A 16,562-nucleotide genomic window follows, 5' to 3' on the forward strand; every position below is an offset into this window, starting at 1 on the left:
GGCAGACCACTTGACGGGTGGTGCTCCCGCGAATCAGGACTTGTCGACGCGCACCGCCACTCGACGCTGCGCGCGCCAGCGCTGCAGCCCTGACAGGCCAGCCAGTCCCACCAGCCACATCACCGCCGTCTCGGGCTCGGGAACCGGCGCGGCATTGCCAAAGGCGACGTTGTCGACCGCATAGGTTTCGGCATTCGCCCCCGGGCCCAGTGCACCCCGGATGATCACCGCCGAGAAAGACTGACTTGACGTGAACCCGAGGTAACCTCGCGCATGGCCGCCCAGGGTGGTCGGGTTGATCTCGCTGATCAGTTGTTCGCCGTCCGAGAACACGGCATACAGCCTCAGGCTCTCGCCAACGCCCCAGGCCCCCAGATCCCACTCTGCGCCAACCCCTTGGCGCCCCGCGCCCAAAAACCAGACCGTTTCCTGGTTGCCGGAAGTGCTGACGCTGTCCAGATACTGAGCGCTACCACCTGTCCCGCCAATCGACTGGACGAAGGAAGCATCAAAGACCCCTGCACGCAGGAAGTTCTGACCCTGAAAACCAACGACGTGCGATCCGCCAAACGTGGTGATCACCAGCCCATCGGCGTGACCATCCTCGAAAGTCTCAGTGACCAGTGGAGCGCCACCCAACGCGGCTTGCAGCCCCGCTGGGCTGGACACCATGTTGACGTCAGCTGCATGCGCCTGACTGACAACTGCTGCTGCCCACAGCAGCCCGATTGCCGCCAGCTTCCTCCGATTTGCCATGACCTGCACTCCTGTTTCGCCAGCCGTAACAACGAGAAGCGGCGGAATCAAGCGCCTTCTCTCGTACCAACTGTGCACTGGGCAGATCATGGGTCATTTTTCCGCTTTGTAACACCACGCGTCTGAGGGTACGGTGCGCACCCCGATGCGGGGGTCAACGCACCTTGACCGCTGGTCCCGTTGCGCCATCGACCCCTGCCGTCCAGACGTCGGGCAGGTCCGACAGCTCGGTCACGCCTTCCAGATAGGTGGCCAGGCCCAGGCCATGCAACATCTGCGCGGTGCCGCGCAGCAGTGCTGTGCGACGTTCGTCACCGGACAGGCCGCGGCCCATGCTGGACATCAGCTTGACGAAGTCCAGTCCACTCTCCAGCAAAGGCCGCAGGCTGGCGAGGCGTTCGCCCGCGTGCTCCAGGCCCACCCGCGTGCCAAAGGGTCGCAATTGACGGCACAGATCACCCACGGTCGCCGGGCTGATCAGCAGCGCCGATTCGTCGAGTTCGACCGACAGGCGCCGCGCCGCGCCAGCATGCTCGGCCAAATGACGGCGCAGGCGGCCGACGAAGCCACTGGCATGCAGTGAGTGAGGTGACAGGTTGATGCTGCGCGGCTGACCGTCACGTTCGATCGCCGCGAGTCCGAGCAGCACGGCCAACTCATCGACCTGGGCAGTCATGCCGGTGCGCAACGCCAACGGCAGCCAATGGGCCGCCGCCACGAAGGGTCCACCTTCCTTCAACTGGATGCGAAGGGGACATTCCTGGTGCAACAAGCGCCCCTGCCGGTCCACCACCGGGAACTCGAGCAACTGCACGCGCTGCTGCTGCAGGGCAGCCTGGATACCGCGGCGCCAACTGTCCTCCCCACCCGGCTCGCCCTGCTCAGGGTCCGACTGATCCGACAGTTGGCAGGCGTAGTCACCCTGGGCCTCCGCGGCGGCCAGGGTGGCGTCCGCACGCGACAGCACCGCCGCGACTTCCTCGCCGTGATGCCAAATCACCACCGAGAGGGCGACCGCGAGCCCTTCAAAGGGCGCCAGTCCCTCGCGAAGCTGTCCCGTGAAGGCCTCCAACCCAGCCGCGGCGCCACCAACCACGGGCAAGATGGCGGCAAAGTCAGCGCCATTCAGACGCCCCACCACCACCGGGACGGACGCCCCTACCGGCTCGCTCAATAGCTTGGCCAGTTGCTGGAGCGCCTCGTCGGTACGGGCGTGGCCCAGGCGCTGATTCACTTCGGTCAGGTGCAGCGCGCGTACCAGCAACAGGCGTCCAGTGGCCATGCCGTCTTCACTGGACAGCTCAGTCGACAAACGCGCCAGGAAATGCGAACGGTGCGACACCCCGGTCAGCGGATCGAAGTGCGCCTGCTGCCGCAGGTGCGCCACCTCATCGGCCTGTTCCGTGAACTGACGGTGCACCCGCTCGACCATCACGTTCATCGCGCGGGCCACCCGCCTCAGCTCAGGCGCGGCCGGCTCAGGCACACGCACGAAGCGGCGCTGCGTGAGTGCCTCGGCCTGCTCGACCACCGCCCCAAGCGCTCGGCGCAGGCGCCTCACCACCCAGGTGCTCACCCCCAACGCACCCAGGCCCAGCAGCAGCATCCACGCACCGGTGTGCTGGGCACTGCGCCACAGGTCGGCGTAGGCAAAGACGGGCTGGCTCACCACCTCGACCGACCCCAGTGCATTCCAGCCACTCGACACCTGCGCAACGCCCGGATGGGACTCGATGGGCACGAGGCTCACGAACCAGGCCGGCGCGTGCGGCGGCACGGCCGGCGCCACCCGCTCGATCTGCACCTGCCCATCGGCCCGCCGCAGCCGGATCGAGCGATAGGCCCCCGTATCGAACTGCGCCGCCAACGCCAGCTCCAACAAGGCCGGCTCGCCCCCCTGCTGCGACAGGCTCAGCGCCAGCACCTGGGCGTTGTCGCTGTTCTTGAGCGCCAACTGGTTCTCCAGGTAGGAGCGGGCACTCCATACCGAAACCACCACGCTGCCACTGCAGGCCAGCACGATCACGCTCAGCACCAGCAGCCACACCTGCCGCATCAGGCTCATCGCCAACTCCTGCAATCCATCCGTCGTGCTGCCATCGACATCACAAAAACCCCTGCTCCCGGACTTTGGCCACCACTTCTCGCCAGCGAGACAATCTGGCCAGCGGATCGCCGGCCTCGCTGCCCTGGGTACCCTGCCACAATCCTTCGGTATTGAAGCTGAAAACCGGTGTCAGGTCACGCCGACGCGATGCTGGCAGCACCTCGGGCACGAGGTTATCCAAGATCAGCGGCTCTGCCCCCTGGACTGGATAGTAGGCCAGCACCATGTGCGCGACCGGCGGCGAAGCAGGAGGCCCCAACACCGCCCGCACATACACCAGGCGCAGTTTCGCTGGCTGGAGGCCGCTGGCAAGCAGGCTGAAGTACTTCGCGATCGCATAGTCCTCGCAGTCCCCTTGGCCACGCACCAGGGTCTCCAATGGGCTGGCCCAATAATCCACCTGACCCCAGACCTCGACATCCTCGCGGAAGAAAATCCGGCGGTTGAAAAACTGGTTGATGGCCTCCAACCGCGACTCGTCAGGCATCGCCGCCGCGCGGCTGATCGTATCCAGAAGCGACCGTACCGATTGCTGGACCGCAGGGTCATGGCGGCTGGCGAGGGCCGTCAAACGTTCCGGGTCCCACGCCAGGGAGGAGCGCGCAGCCAGCCAGACCACCAACACCAAGCCGGCCACCAACAACTGAAACAACTTGGCACAAACCAGCCGGGCCGTCCACCTGGTGTGGACGACCTGGCACGAAGTCGCAGCCGGTTTACGCAACATCGAGGAAGTATCGGCCAGTTCACCGCCAACTTGACGGGACAGGACGAAAGCAGGCACAACCCGGCGTGGCCGGATTTCTACGGGTGCGACTTGTTCTCGGCGTCAAATCTGTGGAATACTTGAGAAGGATTATTGTGGCACATGCGTGCACAATTTCGGGTCGAAAGACAAGGCCCGTCGGGATGGAGGTTTCCTGCGCGACCTCCACCCCACCTGCCCGAGCAAGGATCAACCCAATATGAAGCAGACTTCCAAGCATCTCGTCGGACTGATTGCACTCGCATGCCAGGTGGCCATCGCCCAGCCGGTGGATCCCCTGAAGGATGCCGCCCAGCGTGCCATCACGACGAACCCGGAAGTGACCGCGCGACTCAACGCCTTCAGGGCAGCCAGCGACGAAGTCGACGTGGCCCGCGGTGCCTACTATCCGCGCGTGGACCTGTCGGCCGAGGCCAGCCGCACACGCGACCGCATTGCCACGCGCACGCCTGAAGACCAGTCGATGAACTCCACCGGCGTGGCGCTGACGGCCACGCAGTTGCTCTGGGACGGCCTGTCCACGCAGAGCCAGGTGGACCGCCTGGGGCATGCACGCTTGGTCCGGTATTTCGAGTTCATCGACGCCAGCGAACAGACCGCCCTGGAAAGCGTGCGGGCCTATGCCGACGTTGCTCGTGTACGACGGCTGGTGAAACTGGCCGAAGAAAATTACGTGCAGCACAAGCAGGTGGCGGAACAGATTCAGTCCCGCTTCAAGGCAGGCGTGGGTCGAGGCGTCGATGTCGAACAAGCCAATGCACGGCTGGCACTGGCCGAATCCAATCTCACCACCGAAGCCGCCAACCTGCACGACGTCACCGAAAGGTATCGCCGCATCGTTGGCAGCATGCCTGCGGGCGAGTTGCCCATGGCAGCCAATCTCGATCGAGGCCTGCCGGGCGCACAGGCCGCAGCCCTGGAGATGGTGGCCAAGCGCAATGCGACGGTCGCCGCGGCTGTGGAGAATTTCCGGTCGGCACAATCTCAGGCACGTGAACGGGACGGCGCCTTCCACCCCCGCGTGGAAGCCAAGGTACGGGCCGGCGCTGGCAACAACCTGGATGGCGTGGCCGACCAGAAGCGCGATACCTCGGCAGGTCTGTATCTGAACTGGAACCTCTTCAACGGCGGCGCAGACAGTGCACGCGTCCGCCAATCGGCGAACCTGCTCAACCAGATGGCCGACGCCCGCGACAAGGCCTGCCGCGACAGCCGCCAGACGGCGGCGATCGCCTTCAACGACGTGCGCAAGCTCGGCGAACAACTGGGCTACCTGGAGCGCCATGTGAGTTCGGCGGAAAAGGCCCGGGACGCCTATCGCCAGCAATTCGACATCGGACAACGCAGCCTCCTGGATGTCCTGAACGCCGAGAACGAGGTCTACAGCGCCAAGCGCGCCGAAGTGATCGCACGACATGATCTGGTGACTGCCAAGGCCCGCAGCCACGCGTCGGCCAGCAGTCTGGTTGCGGCACTGGGCCTCACCCGTGCCGGCAATGCGCAGGACGACATCGCCGAAGGCCGTTACTGGCAGGCAGGTGACGATGCCGCGGCGCGTTGCCCACTCAGCGCCACCGACATCAGCCTGACATCCAAGGGCGAGCTGGACGAGCGGGCTCGTCAGCAGCTGGGCGCAGTGCCCGCCCCCGCTCCCGCAGCAACGACCGCTCCGGTCAGCACGCAAACCACAGCGGCAGCACCGACGCCCGCGCCAGGCAAGGCCGCCGTTCCGCTGACCACCCCGGTGTCACAGCGTCTGCTCGACTGGGCAACCGCCTGGTCAACCAAGGACGTCACCCGCTACCTGAGTTTCTACGATGCCAGCTTCAAGCCCGCCGGCACCGCTCGGAGCAAGTGGTTTGCCAATCGCACCAAGCTGCTCAAGAAGGAAGGACCGATCGAACTGAAGATCTCGAACGTCCAGCGCCGGACCGTTTCTGCCAACACGGTTGAAACCCGGTTCGAACAACTCTATGCCTCGAAGGACTTCAAGGACAAGAGCCAGAAGACCCTGGTGTGGAAGCGCGTGGGCAGCGAGTGGTATATCGTCAAGGAAAGCAGCCGCTGACCGGATCGAGGGTTTCACCCCTGATAAAAGCGCCACCCGAGCAGGCTGGCGCTTTTTTCATGCCCGTGAACATCGAATACCTGGCTGCACGTCCAGTGCAGCAACGAGAGAAAAAGCAGAATCATCCGCCCAGAAACGACAAAAGGAGCCCGAAGGCTCCTTGATCATGCATCTGGCGGAGAGGGCGGGATTCGAACCCGCGGTGGGCTATTAACCCACACACGCTTTCCAGGCGTGCGACTTAAACCGCTCATCCACCTCTCCGAAGCCGCACACTATAACAGAAAAGCTGGCCACCTCAGCGACCTACCCATCCCGGTGCGGCCAAAGAACCACTCAGCGCACGACCGCGAGTTGCTCGCGCTTCTCACCCTTGTAGGTGTAGAGGGTCAGGGCACCGTTCTTGATGTCGCCCTTCTCGTCGAAGCTGATGGTGCCCGTCACGCCCTTGTAGCCACTGGTCTTGGCCAGCACCGGCAGGTACTTGGCTGGCTCGGAGGAATTGGCCTTGACCATCGCGGCCACCAGCACGTTGACGGCGTCGTACACATAGGGCGCGTAGATCTGCACGTCGGCATTGAACTTGGCCTTGAACTTCGTGCGGAAGTCCTCCATGCCCTTCTTCTGTTCGCCTTCGACGCCACCGGCCTCAGCACAGACGACCTGGCTGTCTTCCATCGCGCCACCTGCCAGCTTCGGCAATTCACCCGTGCAGATGCCATCGCCCCCCATGAACTTGGCCTTGATGCCCAGTTGCTTGGCCTGACGAATCATCGGGCCTGCCACCGCGTCCATGCCGCCGAAGAAGATCACGTCAGGCTTCTTGGCCTTCAGGGTGGTCAAGATCGCGGTGAAGTCGGTCGCCTTGTCGTTGGTGAACTCACGTGCAACCACCTTGCCGCCGCCGCCCTTGACACCCTTTTCGAACTCGTCGGCCACGCCCTGGCCGTACGCGGTGCGGTCATCGACCACGGCGATCGACTTGCCCTTCAGGTCCTTGACGGCATAGCGGCCCAGCGTGCCACCGAGGTGCACGTCATCGGCCACCACGCGGAAAGTGGTCTTGAAACCCTGGCGGGTGAACTTCGGGTTGGTGGCCGACGGCGACACTTGCGGCACGCCGGCGTCGCTGTAGATCTTGGCCGCCGGGATCGAAGTACCCGAGTTCAGATGCCCGACCACGCCGACGACCTTGGAGTCGATCAGCTTCTGGGCCGCAGCGGTGCCCTGCTTCGGATCGCCTGCATCGTCTTCGGCGAGGAGTTCGAACTTGACCTTCTTGCCGCCGATCGTCACGCCCTTGGCGTTGAGTTCATCGATGGCCATGCGGGCGCCGTTCTCGTTGTCCTTGCCCAGGTGGGCGATGCCGCCGCTGGTCGGGCCCACATGACCGATCTTGACCACCGCCTCCTGAGCGGAAGCCAAACCGACCGCCGTGAAGGCGATGGCACCGACGACGACACTGAACTTGTGAAGCATGGGGAAACTCTCCAGTAAATACCAAGGGATGGGCATACCGAGAATGATCTCGTGCGCGCACCTTACCCGAATTCCAGTGCGCGATCCATTCGGCAAGCACCCTGTGTGCCAGGGCCCGGAACGAGCGTTGTCCGCGGCAAACACGGCGCCATTCCGCTCACCGAATCAGGACCCCATGCACAACGTTTGTGCGGGACCCCGCACCGTCAGTATTTACCCGGGGGTTTGTGCTGCCAGCAGCTTGACCGTCAAAACCGATCCGCGCCCGTCTCAGCGCAACCGCAGACGGGCAAGCTCCTGCGCCACCGCCCGTTTGACGATGTCGCGCAGCGTCAGGCTCAACTCGCGCCGGGTTTCCTCGACAAACTGATCTGTCAGGCGGGCCAAGGCCGGACCGAGCGCCTCGCGCACGCGGTACTCGAACATGCGATCTACCTGGCGCTGCACATCGCTGAGCACCTGCTGGCTGATCTGGGATTCAGCCACCGCCAGCCAGGCCTCCACCGGCACATCGGCCTCGGCCAGGGGCGCCAGAGCCAGCAGGTCGGCCGCATCACCCCTGCCGGGAGCGGCGCCAAAACTGGCACCAGACACTGCAGCAGCGCTGGCATCCACCGCCGCCACCGGCACCGCGGGTGGCACGGGCACAGCACCAGCCGCACTGGCTGCGCTGGCCGCGGCCTCAGAGAAACCGATCACCTCGGTGAGTGTCGGCACCTCGTCGATCCGGGGTCGCACCTGTGCACTCAACGCAACACTCCCGCCGGTCGCGAGCCAGGGCAGGCCCCAGGATCGCCCCGCCTCATGCCCCCACCTCGTGGCGCTCGATGCCCAGGCCCGCCCCGGCGTAGTGCCGCCAGCGCTGGCGCGCAGCAGCGCGGTCCGATTCGGCCAGGCTGACCACCTCGATCAGGCGTGCGAAGTCCTCGTAGCGCAGCGGCACGTCCTGGCGCAGGTTGACGAGCACGCCATGACCGCGTTCGGCCGACGGCCGATCGAGCAGCAGCAGCGGCGTGGCCGCCAGCCGGGCAGGCAGGCCCGCCAGCTCGACGCCTCGCCAGTGCGGCAGGAACTCCAGCGGCTCGAACACCCAGAGCTGACGATTCAGGTCGTCCAGCGTGTGCTCGTCGCCCGTGACCACGACGCGCGCGCCGGCACGCCAGGCCTTGCGCAGCAGTCGGCAGACGTAGTCGCGCCGATCGGCCACGTTGAAATGAAACGCCACGGCGGTCAAGCAGAACCCCTCAAGTGGCTCGCTTGCGTTCCTGCGCCGTCTGATCCGCCTGCTTCAGCAGCCAGTGGGTCAGCAGCGCGACCGGACGCCCGGTGGCTCCCTTGGCAGCACCGCTCTTCCATGCGGTGCCGGCAATGTCCAGATGCGCCCAGCGGTACTTGGCGGTGTAGCGCTTCAGGAACATCGCCGCGGTGATGACGCCACCGGCGCGCGGGCCCACGTTCGCCATGTCCGCAAAATGGCTCTTGAGGGCCTCGTCATACTCCTCGTCCAGCGGCAGGCGCCAGGCCGGGTCGGCCGCGGCGTCGCCAGCGGCCAGCAGGTCGGCTGCCAGGGCGTCATCGCTGCTGAACAGGCCGCTGCGGTGGTGACCCAGGGCGATCACGCAGGCCCCGGTCAGGGTGGCGATGTCCACCACCGCGGCGGGCTTGAAGCGCTCGGCGTAGGTCAGCGCATCACAGAGGATGAGCCGCCCCTCGGCGTCGGTGTTGAGGATCTCGATGGTCTGGCCCGACAGGCTCGTGACCACATCGCCCGGCTTGACCGCCCGGCCGCTGGGCAGGTTCTCGCAGGTGGGGATCAGTCCGATGAGGTTGATCTTCGGCCGGAGTTCGGCCACGGCGCGGAACACGCCCAGCACGCTGGCGGCGCCCCCCATGTCGAACTTCATCTCGTCCATCTCGGCCGCAGGCTTGAGCGAGATGCCACCGCTGTCGAAGGTGATGCCCTTGCCGACCAGCACCTGGGGCGCCACCTTCTTGGCCGCGCCTTGGTACTGCAGCACGATGAACTGCGGCGGCTCGTCCGAACCCTTCGCGACGGCCAGGAAGGCCCCCATGCCAAGCTTCTCGATCGCCTTGCGGTCCAGCACGTCGATCTTCAGGTCGTGTGCCGAGGCCAATTCCTGTGCCTGCTGCGCCAGCAGGGTCGGCGTGAAGTGGTTGCCCGGGCGGTTGGCGCAGTCGCGCGCCAGCTCGATACCGACCGCCAGCGCCTGGCCGCGGCGCAGCGCCTCGCGCACGCCGGCCTGTTCGGCCTTGCCGCAGGCCAGCAGCAACTTGTCGATGCGCGTGGGCGCGACGGCGCTCGGCTTGGTGTGGCGGTAGATGTATTGCTGGCCCTGTACCGCCCGCACCACCGCCTCGGCGACATCCGGCCCCAGCGCCTGCTGGCCGCCCCAGGCCACCAGCAACGACCTGGCGCCACCCTGCTTGAGGGCGCCCATCGCGGCCACCACGGCCCGCTCCATCTGCCGCACCGACACCGCCGCCGCGTCGCTGGTCACCGCCAGCACCAGGCGGGCCGCCTTCATGCCGGCAGGCCGGTGCAGATACAGCACCCGCCCGGCCTTCAGCTCCAGGTCGCCCTGGGCCAGCGCGTCGTCCAGCAACCCCTGCCAGACAGCGCCCGCCGCGCAGGCCTCGCGCTGCGCCGGCAGCACGAGAATCAGCGCATCGGCAACCTGATCCTGCAACTGATTGGCACTGGCCAGGAGGGTTTGAGCGTCCATAATTCCGAGTTCATTTGAAACGAACTGATGTTATTCGATTCCTCTTTGCGCAAGGAGCTGTCCCGCAGTTTCGGCGGCACCGTCGTGGTGGTCGTGACGATCGTCGTGACGATGATGCTCATCCGCACCCTCGGCCAGGCGGCGGGCGGGCGCGTGTCGCCGCAGGACGTGGCCCTGATGCTGGGCTACGTCATGCTCGGCCACCTGCCCACGGTGCTCAGCCTCTCGATCTTCGTGGCGGTGGTCTCCACGCTCACGCGCCAGCACCGTGACAGCGAGATGGCGATCTGGTTCAGCAGCGGCCAGTCGCTGTGGCGGTTCCTGCGCCCGGTGCTGCGCTTCGCGGCGCCCATCCTGCTGCTGATCGCTGCGATGGTGCTCTCCGTGTGGCCCTGGGCGAACCAGAACATCGCCAGCCTGCGGGAGCGCTACGAGCAGCGCTCCGATCTGTCGCGCGTCGCCCCCGGGCAATTCCAGACCTCACGCAGCGGCCAGCGCGTCTTCTTCATCGACAAGGAGGCACCGCAGGAGGGCACCGGGCGCAACATCTTCATCCTCGACCAGCGCGAGGACCGCGAGTCCGTCACCACCGCACAGGCCGGCAGCATCGAGGTGACCAGCGACAACGCCCGCCAGCTGACGCTGCGCCACGGTGCGCGCACCGACCTGGACCTGGACGGCGGCACGCGCACCATCTCCCGTTTCGACAGCTACCAGGTGCGCCTGAACGAGGCACGCAGCAGCGCGCTCGACGCCCCGCCCCCCAAGGCGCGCAGCTCGCTGGAGCTGCTGGCGCAGCGCAGCCGCGAGGGCGACAGCGAACTGGCCTACCGCTTCGGCCAGGTGGCTGCGGCCATCAACCTCGTCCTCCTGGGGCTCGGCCTGGTGTCGGGTGACGTGCGCCGGGCCAACTCCTGGTCCATGTTGTACGCCCTGCTGAGCTTCGTGGTGTATTTCAACCTGCTCAACCTCAGCCAGGCCTGGGTCGCCGGTGGCCGCCTCAGCCTGGGCACGGCGCTGCTGGCCGTGCACGGCAGCATCGCGGTGCTGGCGCTGGTGCAGCTGTGGTGGCGTGCCCGGGGCGTGGCACGCCCGCTGCTGTGGCGCACGGCCGCACCGCGCTGAGCCGACGCCCCACCCGCCGGAGCCTGTCCATGCGCACCGTCCGCCGCCTGCTGTACCGGGAGATCCTCGGCGCCACCGGTTTCGTGGCCGCCGCCTTCCTCGGCCTGTTCTTCTTCTTCGACCTCGTGGACGAGGTCGACCGCATCGGCCGCAACGGCTACAGCGTCGGCCGCGCGCTGCTGGTGTGCCTGATGCAGGTGCCCGGCCACGTCTACGAGCTGCTGCCCATCGCGCTGCTGATCGGGGCGATCTACGCCCTGGCGAGGCTGGCCCAGTCGTCGGAGTTCACGATCCTGCGCACCGGCGGGCTCGGCCCGCGGCGCGCGCTGGTGCTGCTGACCGCACTGGGGCTGGGCTTCGTAGCCTTCACCTTCGTCATCGGCGACGTCGTGGCCCCCTGGTTCGAGCGCCAGGCCACGCTGATGCAGGCCACGCGCAACGGGCACCTCAACGTCGCGCGCGGCGGGGCGTGGCTGCGCGACAGCGTGCGCGGGCCGGACGGCGAACGGCGCTTCACCGTCAACATCGGCGAGGCGCACTCGGACGGCGAGGTGGCGCAGGTGCGCATCTTCGAATTCGGCCCGCGCGGCGAGCTGCTCACGCGCACCTCGGCCGCGCGCGCCACGGTGGGCAACGACGGCGTGTGGACGCTGGAGGAGGTGCAGATCTCGCACTGGGCTCCCGATGCCACGCCCCGGCTGGACGCCGACCAGCGCCTGGTGCGCCACACCTGGCAATCCAGCCTGAACCGCTCGGTGCTGGCCGCCGCGGTGCTGCCGCTGGGCACCATGTCCACCGCGGCGCTGTGGCGCTACATGACGCACCTGGCCGACCACGAGCAGGCCGCGCAGCGCTACGAGATCCAGTTTTGGAAGCGCGCGCTCTACCCCTTCGCCTGCCTGGTGATGCTGGCACTGGCGCTGCCCTTTGCCTACCTGCACGGGCGCAGCGGCGGCATCAGCCTGAAGGTCTTCGGCGGCATCATGCTGGGCATCAGCTTCGTGCTGCTCAACAATGTGATGGGGCATCTGGGCCTGCTGCAGAACTGGACCCCCTGGGTGGCCGCGAGCGTGCCCAGTGCAATCTACCTGCTGCTGTCGCTGGGCGCCTTCAGCTGGCTGGTGCGCTACCGCTGACGCGCGCACCGGGCGCCCCGCGGCCGAGCCGCCTTCCCGGACGACGAACCGAACCCTCAAGGAACCCGATGCACGGCATCCTGCTCTTCGCCCACGGCGCCCGCGACGCGGCCTGGGCCTGGCCCTTCGAAGCCATCGCCGCGCACATGCGCACCCACCACGTCGACGGGCCGGTGGCGCTGGCCTACCTCGAACTGATGCAGCCCGGCCTGCCCGAGGCCGTCGATGCCCTGGTCCGCCAGGGCTGCCAGGCCATCACCGTGGTGCCGATGTTCCTCGGCGCTGGAGGCCATGTGCGGCGTGACCTGCCCGCGCTGATGGAACGGCTGCGCACCGAACACCCTGGCTTGCAGCTGCGCAGCACCTGCGCCATCGGCGAGTCCGACGCGGTCAACCGCGCCCTCGCCACGGCCGCCCTGGCACTGGCCACCGAGTCGCTTGCCGGCCCGTCCACCGCCCCATGAACCTGCACCAGTTCCGCTTCGTGCAGGAGGCGGCGCGCCGCCAGCTCAACCTCACCGAGACCGCCAAGGCGCTGCACACCTCGCAGCCAGGCATCTCCAAGGCCATCCTGGAGCTGGAGGAGGAGCTCGGCGTGGACATCTTCGCCCGCCACGGCAAGCGCCTCAAGCGCATCACCGAGCCAGGCGAGCAGGTGCTGCGCAGCATCGAGGTGATCCTGCGCGAGGTGGCCAACCTCAAGCGCATCGGCGAGGAGTACTCGCTGCAGGAGGCTGGCACCATCTCGATCGCCGCCACCCACACCCAGGCGCGCTACGTGCTGCCCGCCCCGGTGGCCGCGCTGCGCCTGCGCTACCCGAAGGTGGCCGTGAGCCTGCACCAGGGCACGCCCGACCAGGTCGCGCGCATGGTGCTGGACGACGCCGCCGAGGTCGGCATGGCCACCGAACGCCTGGCCGAGTACGACGACCTCGTCACCCTGCCCTGCTACGAATGGCGCCACGTGGCCGTGATGCCGGCCGCGCACCCGCTCGCTGGCGTCGAGCGGCTCAGCCTGGACGACCTGGCCGCGCAGCCGCTGATCTCCTACCACCCCTCCTTCACCGGCCGCTCGCGCATCGACGCGGCCTTCGCCCACCGCGGCCTGAAGCCCCAGTTCGTGCTGGAGGCGATCGACTCCGACGTCATCAAGACCTACGCGCGCCTGGGCATGGGCCTGGGCCTGGTGGCCGAGATGGCGGTGCGCGAGGACCCGCTGTTCGCCAGCGGCACGGACATGGTGGCCCGCCCGGTCGGGCACCTGTTCGGCGGCAACGTGGCGCGCATCGCCTTCAAGCGCGGCGCCTACCTGCGCAACTTCGTCTACACCTTCGCCGAGCTGCTGTCCGACCGCCTCAGCCGCGCCCTGGTCACCCGCGCGATGCAGGCTGGCCCGGACGCCGCCGGCTACGAGCTCTGATCCCAGCCCCCGCCTGCCTACCTGCCATGACCACGACGCCCACCCCTGCCGCGCCGCGCACGCCCCCGCTCACCAGCCGCCTGCCGCAGGTGGGCACCACCATCTTCACCGTGATGTCGGCGCTCGCCCAGGAATGCGCCGCGGTCAACCTCGGCCAGGGCTTCCCGGACTTCGACGGCGATGCGCGCCTGATGGCCGCGGTCAAGCAGGCCCTGGACGCCGGCCACAACCAGTACCCACCGATGGCCGGCGTGCCCGTGCTGCGCGAGGCCATCGCCGCCAAGATCGAGGCGCTGTACGGCCAGCGCTACGACGTGGGCAGCGAGATCACCGTCACCGCCGGCGCCACCCAGGCGATCCTCACCGCCGTGCTGGCCCTGGTGCACCCGGGTGACGAGGTCATCGTCCTGGAGCCCTGCTACGACAGCTACGAGCCGGCGATCACGCTCGCTGGTGCCACGCCAGTGCGCGTGCCGCTGAGCGCAGGCAGCTTCCGCCCCGACTTCGCCCGGCTGGCCGCGGCCATCACCCCCCGCACCCGGGCGCTGATCGTCAACACGCCACACAACCCCACGGGCACCGTCTGGAGCGCCGCCGAGATGGCGCAGCTGGCCGAGCTGCTGCGCCCCACCGATGTGCTGCTGATCGCCGACGAGGTCTACGAGCACATGGTCTACGACGGCGCGGCGCACCAGAGCGTGGCGCGCCACCCGGAGCTCGCTGCCCGCAGCGTGCTGATCTCCAGCTTCGGCAAGACCTACCACGTCACCGGCTGGAAGGTGGGCTTCGCCGCCGCCCCCGCTGCGCTGATGGCGGAGTTCCGCAAGGTGCACCAGTTCAACGTCTTCACGGTCAACAGCCCCATGCAGCACGGTCTGGCCGCCTACATGGCCGACCCGGCGCCCTACCTGGAGCTGCCCGCGTTCTACCAGCGCAAGCGCGACCTCTTCCGCGCCGGCCTGGCCGGCACGCCGCTGCGCCTGCTGCCCTGCGAAGGCACCTACTTCCAGTGCGTCGACTACAGCGGCCTGCATGCCGACATTGCCGCACTCGGCGAAGCCGACTTCTGCCGCTGGCTGACGCGCGAGGTCGGCGTCGCAGCCATCCCGCTGTCGGCCTTCTACGCCGATGGCCGCAATCAGCAGATTGCCCGCCTGTGCTTCGCCAAGCGCGACGAGACCCTGCAGGCCGCGCTGGAGCGACTGCAGCAGCGGCTGCAGCGGCTGCAGCGGCGTTTGCCGGTGGCCTGACCCGATGCGCCGTGACCGGCCCCTCACCGCCGCGGCACCCCTTCTGTCGCACCGCAATAAGCACGAACGGTCGTGCTTTTTTGCTGCACAATCCAGCCCGACCGCCAGCCATCGGTGATCCGGTGCCGCTGTGCCTGACTGGACCCGCCCCCTCGAACCGAGCCCCGCCATGCCAGCCGAACTCCTCATCTCCCGCCAGGGCAGCACCCTGGTCCTGACCCTCAGCGACCCGGCCGCGCGCAACGCGCTGTCGCCGGAGATCTACGCCGCCGGCACTGAGGCGATCGGCTTGGCCGAGGGCGACCCGCAGGTGCGCGCCATCGTGCTGACCGGCGCAGCCGGGCACTTCAGCGGCGGGGGCAACCTGGGCCAATTGCAGGCCGTACGCGGCCAGCCCCAGCAGCAGGGCGAGCGTGTCGATGCCCTGCATCGCTGGATCGAGGCCCTGCGGGCCTGCCCGAAGCCGGTGATCGCCGCCGTCGAAGGCGCCGCCGCCGGCGCCGGCTGCTCACTGGCGCTGGCCTGCGACCTGCTGGTCGCCTCGCGCGAAGCCAAGTTCACGCTGGCCTACGGGCGCATCGGCTTCTCGCCCGACGGGGGCGCCAGCTGGCACCTCGCTGCCGGGCTGCCGCGTCAGCAGGCGCTGGAATGGCTCTGGCTGGCGAAGACCCGCACGGGTGAAGACCTGCAGCGCAGTGGCTTGGTGAACCGCCTGTGCGCCCCGGGCGAAGCGCTCGCCACCGCACTCGCCCTGGCCGACGAGCTGGCTGCGATGGCGCCCAACGCGCTCGCGTCGGTCAAGGAGCTGGTCGCCCAGCCGTCCCCCGCACTGGCCGACCACCTCGACCGCGAGCGCGACGCCTTCGTCGCCAACGTCAACCACGACAACGGCGCTGAGGGGCTGGCCGCCTGGCACGAGAAGCGCCGCGCCACGTTCCGCTGATCCACCCCGTCCTTGCCGAAGGCACCGAGCCGCATGACCACTCCCGTCCTGACCACCGACGAACGCCAGCAGATCGACCGCGGCCCCTGGTTCTCCAAGCTGTCCCCGGCGCTGCGGCACGACATCCTGGCGCGCACCGTGATCCGGCGCTACCCGGACGGTGTGCAGATCGGCACCCGCGGCGCCCCGGCGGTGGACTGGATCGGCGTGGCCAGTGGGGCCGTGCGCGTGAGCTCGGTGTCGATCTCGGGCAAGCAGATCACGCTGACCTACGTGGAGCCGGGCACCTGGTTCGGCGACATCTCGCTGTTCGACGGCCTGCCGCACACCCACGACGCCACCACGCACGGCCCGACCACGCTGCTGATCGTGCGCAAGCACGATTTCAACGACCTGCTGGCCCGCCACAGCGAGCTGTCCGAGGCCCTGCTGCGGCTGAACTGCCGCCGCCTGCGGCTCATGTTCAACGTCTTCGAGGACCTCAACACCAAGCCGCTGGCCTCGCGCCTGGCCAAGCAGGTGCTGCTGCTGGCGCGCAGCTACGGCATCACGAACGGCGAGGAGATCCGCATCGGCCTGCAGCTGGCGCAGGAGGACCTGGCGCAGCTGGTTGGTGCGTCACGCCAGCGGGTCAACCAGGAACTCAAGGGCTTCGAGCGCGAGGGCGCCCTGCGCATCGAGCCGACCCGGCTGGTCGTGCTGTCGCGCGAAAAGCTGGCCGCGATCGCGGAACGCTGAGAAGCCGCGCCCGGGCGGCCATGGACGGCC

15 protein-coding genes and 1 tRNA gene are annotated in these 16,562 nt (G+C 67.9%); 8 read left to right on the top strand and 8 right to left on the bottom strand.

Features of this window, described 5'->3' with window-relative positions; all coding sequences use genetic code 11:
• Positions 1-33: 33 nt before the first annotated feature.
• The 3 genes from NGK70_RS17460 to NGK70_RS17470 all read right to left on the bottom strand — a co-directional run bounded on the left by NGK70_RS17460 (position 34) and on the right by NGK70_RS17470 (position 3,590).
• Positions 34-807 carry a PEP-CTERM sorting domain-containing protein gene (locus tag NGK70_RS17460; protein ID WP_251969765.1) on the bottom strand — a complete coding sequence of 258 codons (774 nt, stop codon included), beginning with the start codon at positions 805-807 and terminating at the stop codon, positions 34-36.
• A gap of 103 nt (positions 808-910) precedes the next feature.
• Positions 911-2,821, bottom strand: a complete 1,911-nt coding sequence (locus tag NGK70_RS17465; RefSeq protein WP_251969766.1) for an EAL domain-containing protein — start codon at positions 2,819-2,821, stop codon at positions 911-913.
• Between the two features lie 40 nt (positions 2,822-2,861).
• Complete coding sequence (locus tag NGK70_RS17470; RefSeq protein ID WP_251969767.1) at positions 2,862-3,590, bottom strand: transglutaminase-like cysteine peptidase; 729 nt, start codon at positions 3,588-3,590, stop codon at positions 2,862-2,864.
• A 238-nt stretch (positions 3,591-3,828) separates the two neighbouring features.
• Here NGK70_RS17470 and NGK70_RS17475 point away from each other — a divergent pair, with 238 nt between their 5' ends.
• Positions 3,829-5,697, top strand: coding sequence for a TolC family outer membrane protein (locus NGK70_RS17475; protein ID WP_251969768.1), 1,869 nt, complete (start codon positions 3,829-3,831; stop codon positions 5,695-5,697).
• Positions 5,698-5,870: 173 nt separating this feature from the next.
• Here NGK70_RS17475 and NGK70_RS17480 read toward each other — a convergent pair.
• From NGK70_RS17480 to NGK70_RS17500, 5 genes are all read right to left on the bottom strand, one after another.
• Positions 5,871-5,961: transfer RNA gene (locus NGK70_RS17480), tRNA-Ser, on the bottom strand.
• Between the two features lie 72 nt (positions 5,962-6,033).
• The gene (locus tag NGK70_RS17485) at positions 6,034-7,176 is read right to left on the bottom strand and encodes a branched-chain amino acid ABC transporter substrate-binding protein (protein ID WP_251969769.1); all 1,143 of its coding nucleotides are present in this window, start codon (positions 7,174-7,176) and stop codon (positions 6,034-6,036) included.
• Positions 7,177-7,446: 270 nt separating this feature from the next.
• Entirely contained in the window at positions 7,447-7,893 is a 447-nt protein-coding gene (locus tag NGK70_RS17490; RefSeq protein WP_251969770.1) for a hypothetical protein, read from the bottom strand.
• A gap of 85 nt (positions 7,894-7,978) precedes the next feature.
• Positions 7,979-8,401, bottom strand: coding sequence for a DNA polymerase III subunit chi (locus NGK70_RS17495; protein ID WP_251973816.1), 423 nt, complete (start codon positions 8,399-8,401; stop codon positions 7,979-7,981).
• A gap of 19 nt (positions 8,402-8,420) precedes the next feature.
• Positions 8,421-9,920: a leucyl aminopeptidase gene (locus NGK70_RS17500; RefSeq protein WP_251969771.1), complete on the bottom strand. Its 1,500-nt coding sequence runs from the start codon at positions 9,918-9,920 to the stop codon at positions 8,421-8,423.
• Positions 9,921-9,947: 27 nt separating this feature from the next.
• Between NGK70_RS17500 and lptF the strand changes: the two genes are divergently transcribed.
• The 7 genes from lptF (at position 9,948) to NGK70_RS17535 (ending at position 16,532) form a co-directional block, all read left to right on the top strand.
• Positions 9,948-11,045: an LPS export ABC transporter permease LptF gene (lptF, locus tag NGK70_RS17505; RefSeq protein WP_251969772.1), complete on the top strand. Its 1,098-nt coding sequence runs from the start codon at positions 9,948-9,950 to the stop codon at positions 11,043-11,045.
• A gap of 29 nt (positions 11,046-11,074) precedes the next feature.
• Entirely contained in the window at positions 11,075-12,181 is a 1,107-nt protein-coding gene (lptG, locus tag NGK70_RS17510; protein WP_251969773.1) for an LPS export ABC transporter permease LptG, read from the top strand.
• A gap of 68 nt (positions 12,182-12,249) precedes the next feature.
• Positions 12,250-12,645 (top strand): sirohydrochlorin chelatase, encoded by a 396-nt coding sequence (locus NGK70_RS17515; protein WP_251969774.1) that lies wholly within the window; start codon positions 12,250-12,252, stop codon positions 12,643-12,645.
• Positions 12,642-13,601, top strand: a complete 960-nt coding sequence (locus tag NGK70_RS17520; protein ID WP_251969775.1) for a CysB family HTH-type transcriptional regulator — start codon at positions 12,642-12,644, stop codon at positions 13,599-13,601. Before NGK70_RS17515 ends, NGK70_RS17520 begins: the two co-directional genes overlap by 4 nt.
• A 26-nt stretch (positions 13,602-13,627) precedes the next feature.
• Positions 13,628-14,851, top strand: a complete 1,224-nt coding sequence (locus NGK70_RS17525; RefSeq protein ID WP_251969776.1) for a pyridoxal phosphate-dependent aminotransferase — start codon at positions 13,628-13,630, stop codon at positions 14,849-14,851.
• A 169-nt stretch (positions 14,852-15,020) separates the two neighbouring features.
• On the top strand, positions 15,021-15,794 hold the full coding sequence (locus NGK70_RS17530; RefSeq protein ID WP_251969777.1) for an oxepin-CoA hydrolase, alternative type: 774 nt from the start codon (positions 15,021-15,023) through the stop codon (positions 15,792-15,794).
• A 33-nt stretch (positions 15,795-15,827) separates the two neighbouring features.
• Positions 15,828-16,532, top strand: coding sequence for a Crp/Fnr family transcriptional regulator (locus NGK70_RS17535; RefSeq protein ID WP_251969778.1), 705 nt, complete (start codon positions 15,828-15,830; stop codon positions 16,530-16,532).
• Positions 16,533-16,562: the final 30 nt, after the last annotated feature.

Origin of the sequence: Sphaerotilus microaerophilus (assembly GCF_023734135.1) — a bacterium.
Lineage (GTDB): Bacteria > Pseudomonadota > Gammaproteobacteria > Burkholderiales > Burkholderiaceae_C > Sphaerotilus > Sphaerotilus microaerophilus.

Coding starts and splice junctions, on each gene's coding strand:
- NGK70_RS17520 (WP_251969775.1), top strand. CDS start 12,642: ATGAACCTGCACCAGTTCCGCTTCGTGCAGGAGGCGGCGCGCCGCCAG.
- lptF (WP_251969772.1), top strand. CDS start 9,948: ATGTTATTCGATTCCTCTTTGCGCAAGGAGCTGTCCCGCAGTTTCGGC.
- NGK70_RS17475 (WP_251969768.1), top strand. CDS start 3,829: ATGAAGCAGACTTCCAAGCATCTCGTCGGACTGATTGCACTCGCATGC.
- NGK70_RS17530 (WP_251969777.1), top strand. CDS start 15,021: ATGCCAGCCGAACTCCTCATCTCCCGCCAGGGCAGCACCCTGGTCCTG.
- NGK70_RS17470 (WP_251969767.1), bottom strand. CDS start 3,590: ATGTTGCGTAAACCGGCTGCGACTTCGTGCCAGGTCGTCCACACCAGG.
- lptG (WP_251969773.1), top strand. CDS start 11,075: ATGCGCACCGTCCGCCGCCTGCTGTACCGGGAGATCCTCGGCGCCACC.
- NGK70_RS17485 (WP_251969769.1), bottom strand. CDS start 7,176: ATGCTTCACAAGTTCAGTGTCGTCGTCGGTGCCATCGCCTTCACGGCG.
- NGK70_RS17465 (WP_251969766.1), bottom strand. CDS start 2,821: ATGAGCCTGATGCGGCAGGTGTGGCTGCTGGTGCTGAGCGTGATCGTG.
- NGK70_RS17535 (WP_251969778.1), top strand. CDS start 15,828: ATGACCACTCCCGTCCTGACCACCGACGAACGCCAGCAGATCGACCGC.
- NGK70_RS17500 (WP_251969771.1), bottom strand. CDS start 9,920: ATGGACGCTCAAACCCTCCTGGCCAGTGCCAATCAGTTGCAGGATCAG.
- NGK70_RS17525 (WP_251969776.1), top strand. CDS start 13,628: ATGACCACGACGCCCACCCCTGCCGCGCCGCGCACGCCCCCGCTCACC.
- NGK70_RS17515 (WP_251969774.1), top strand. CDS start 12,250: ATGCACGGCATCCTGCTCTTCGCCCACGGCGCCCGCGACGCGGCCTGG.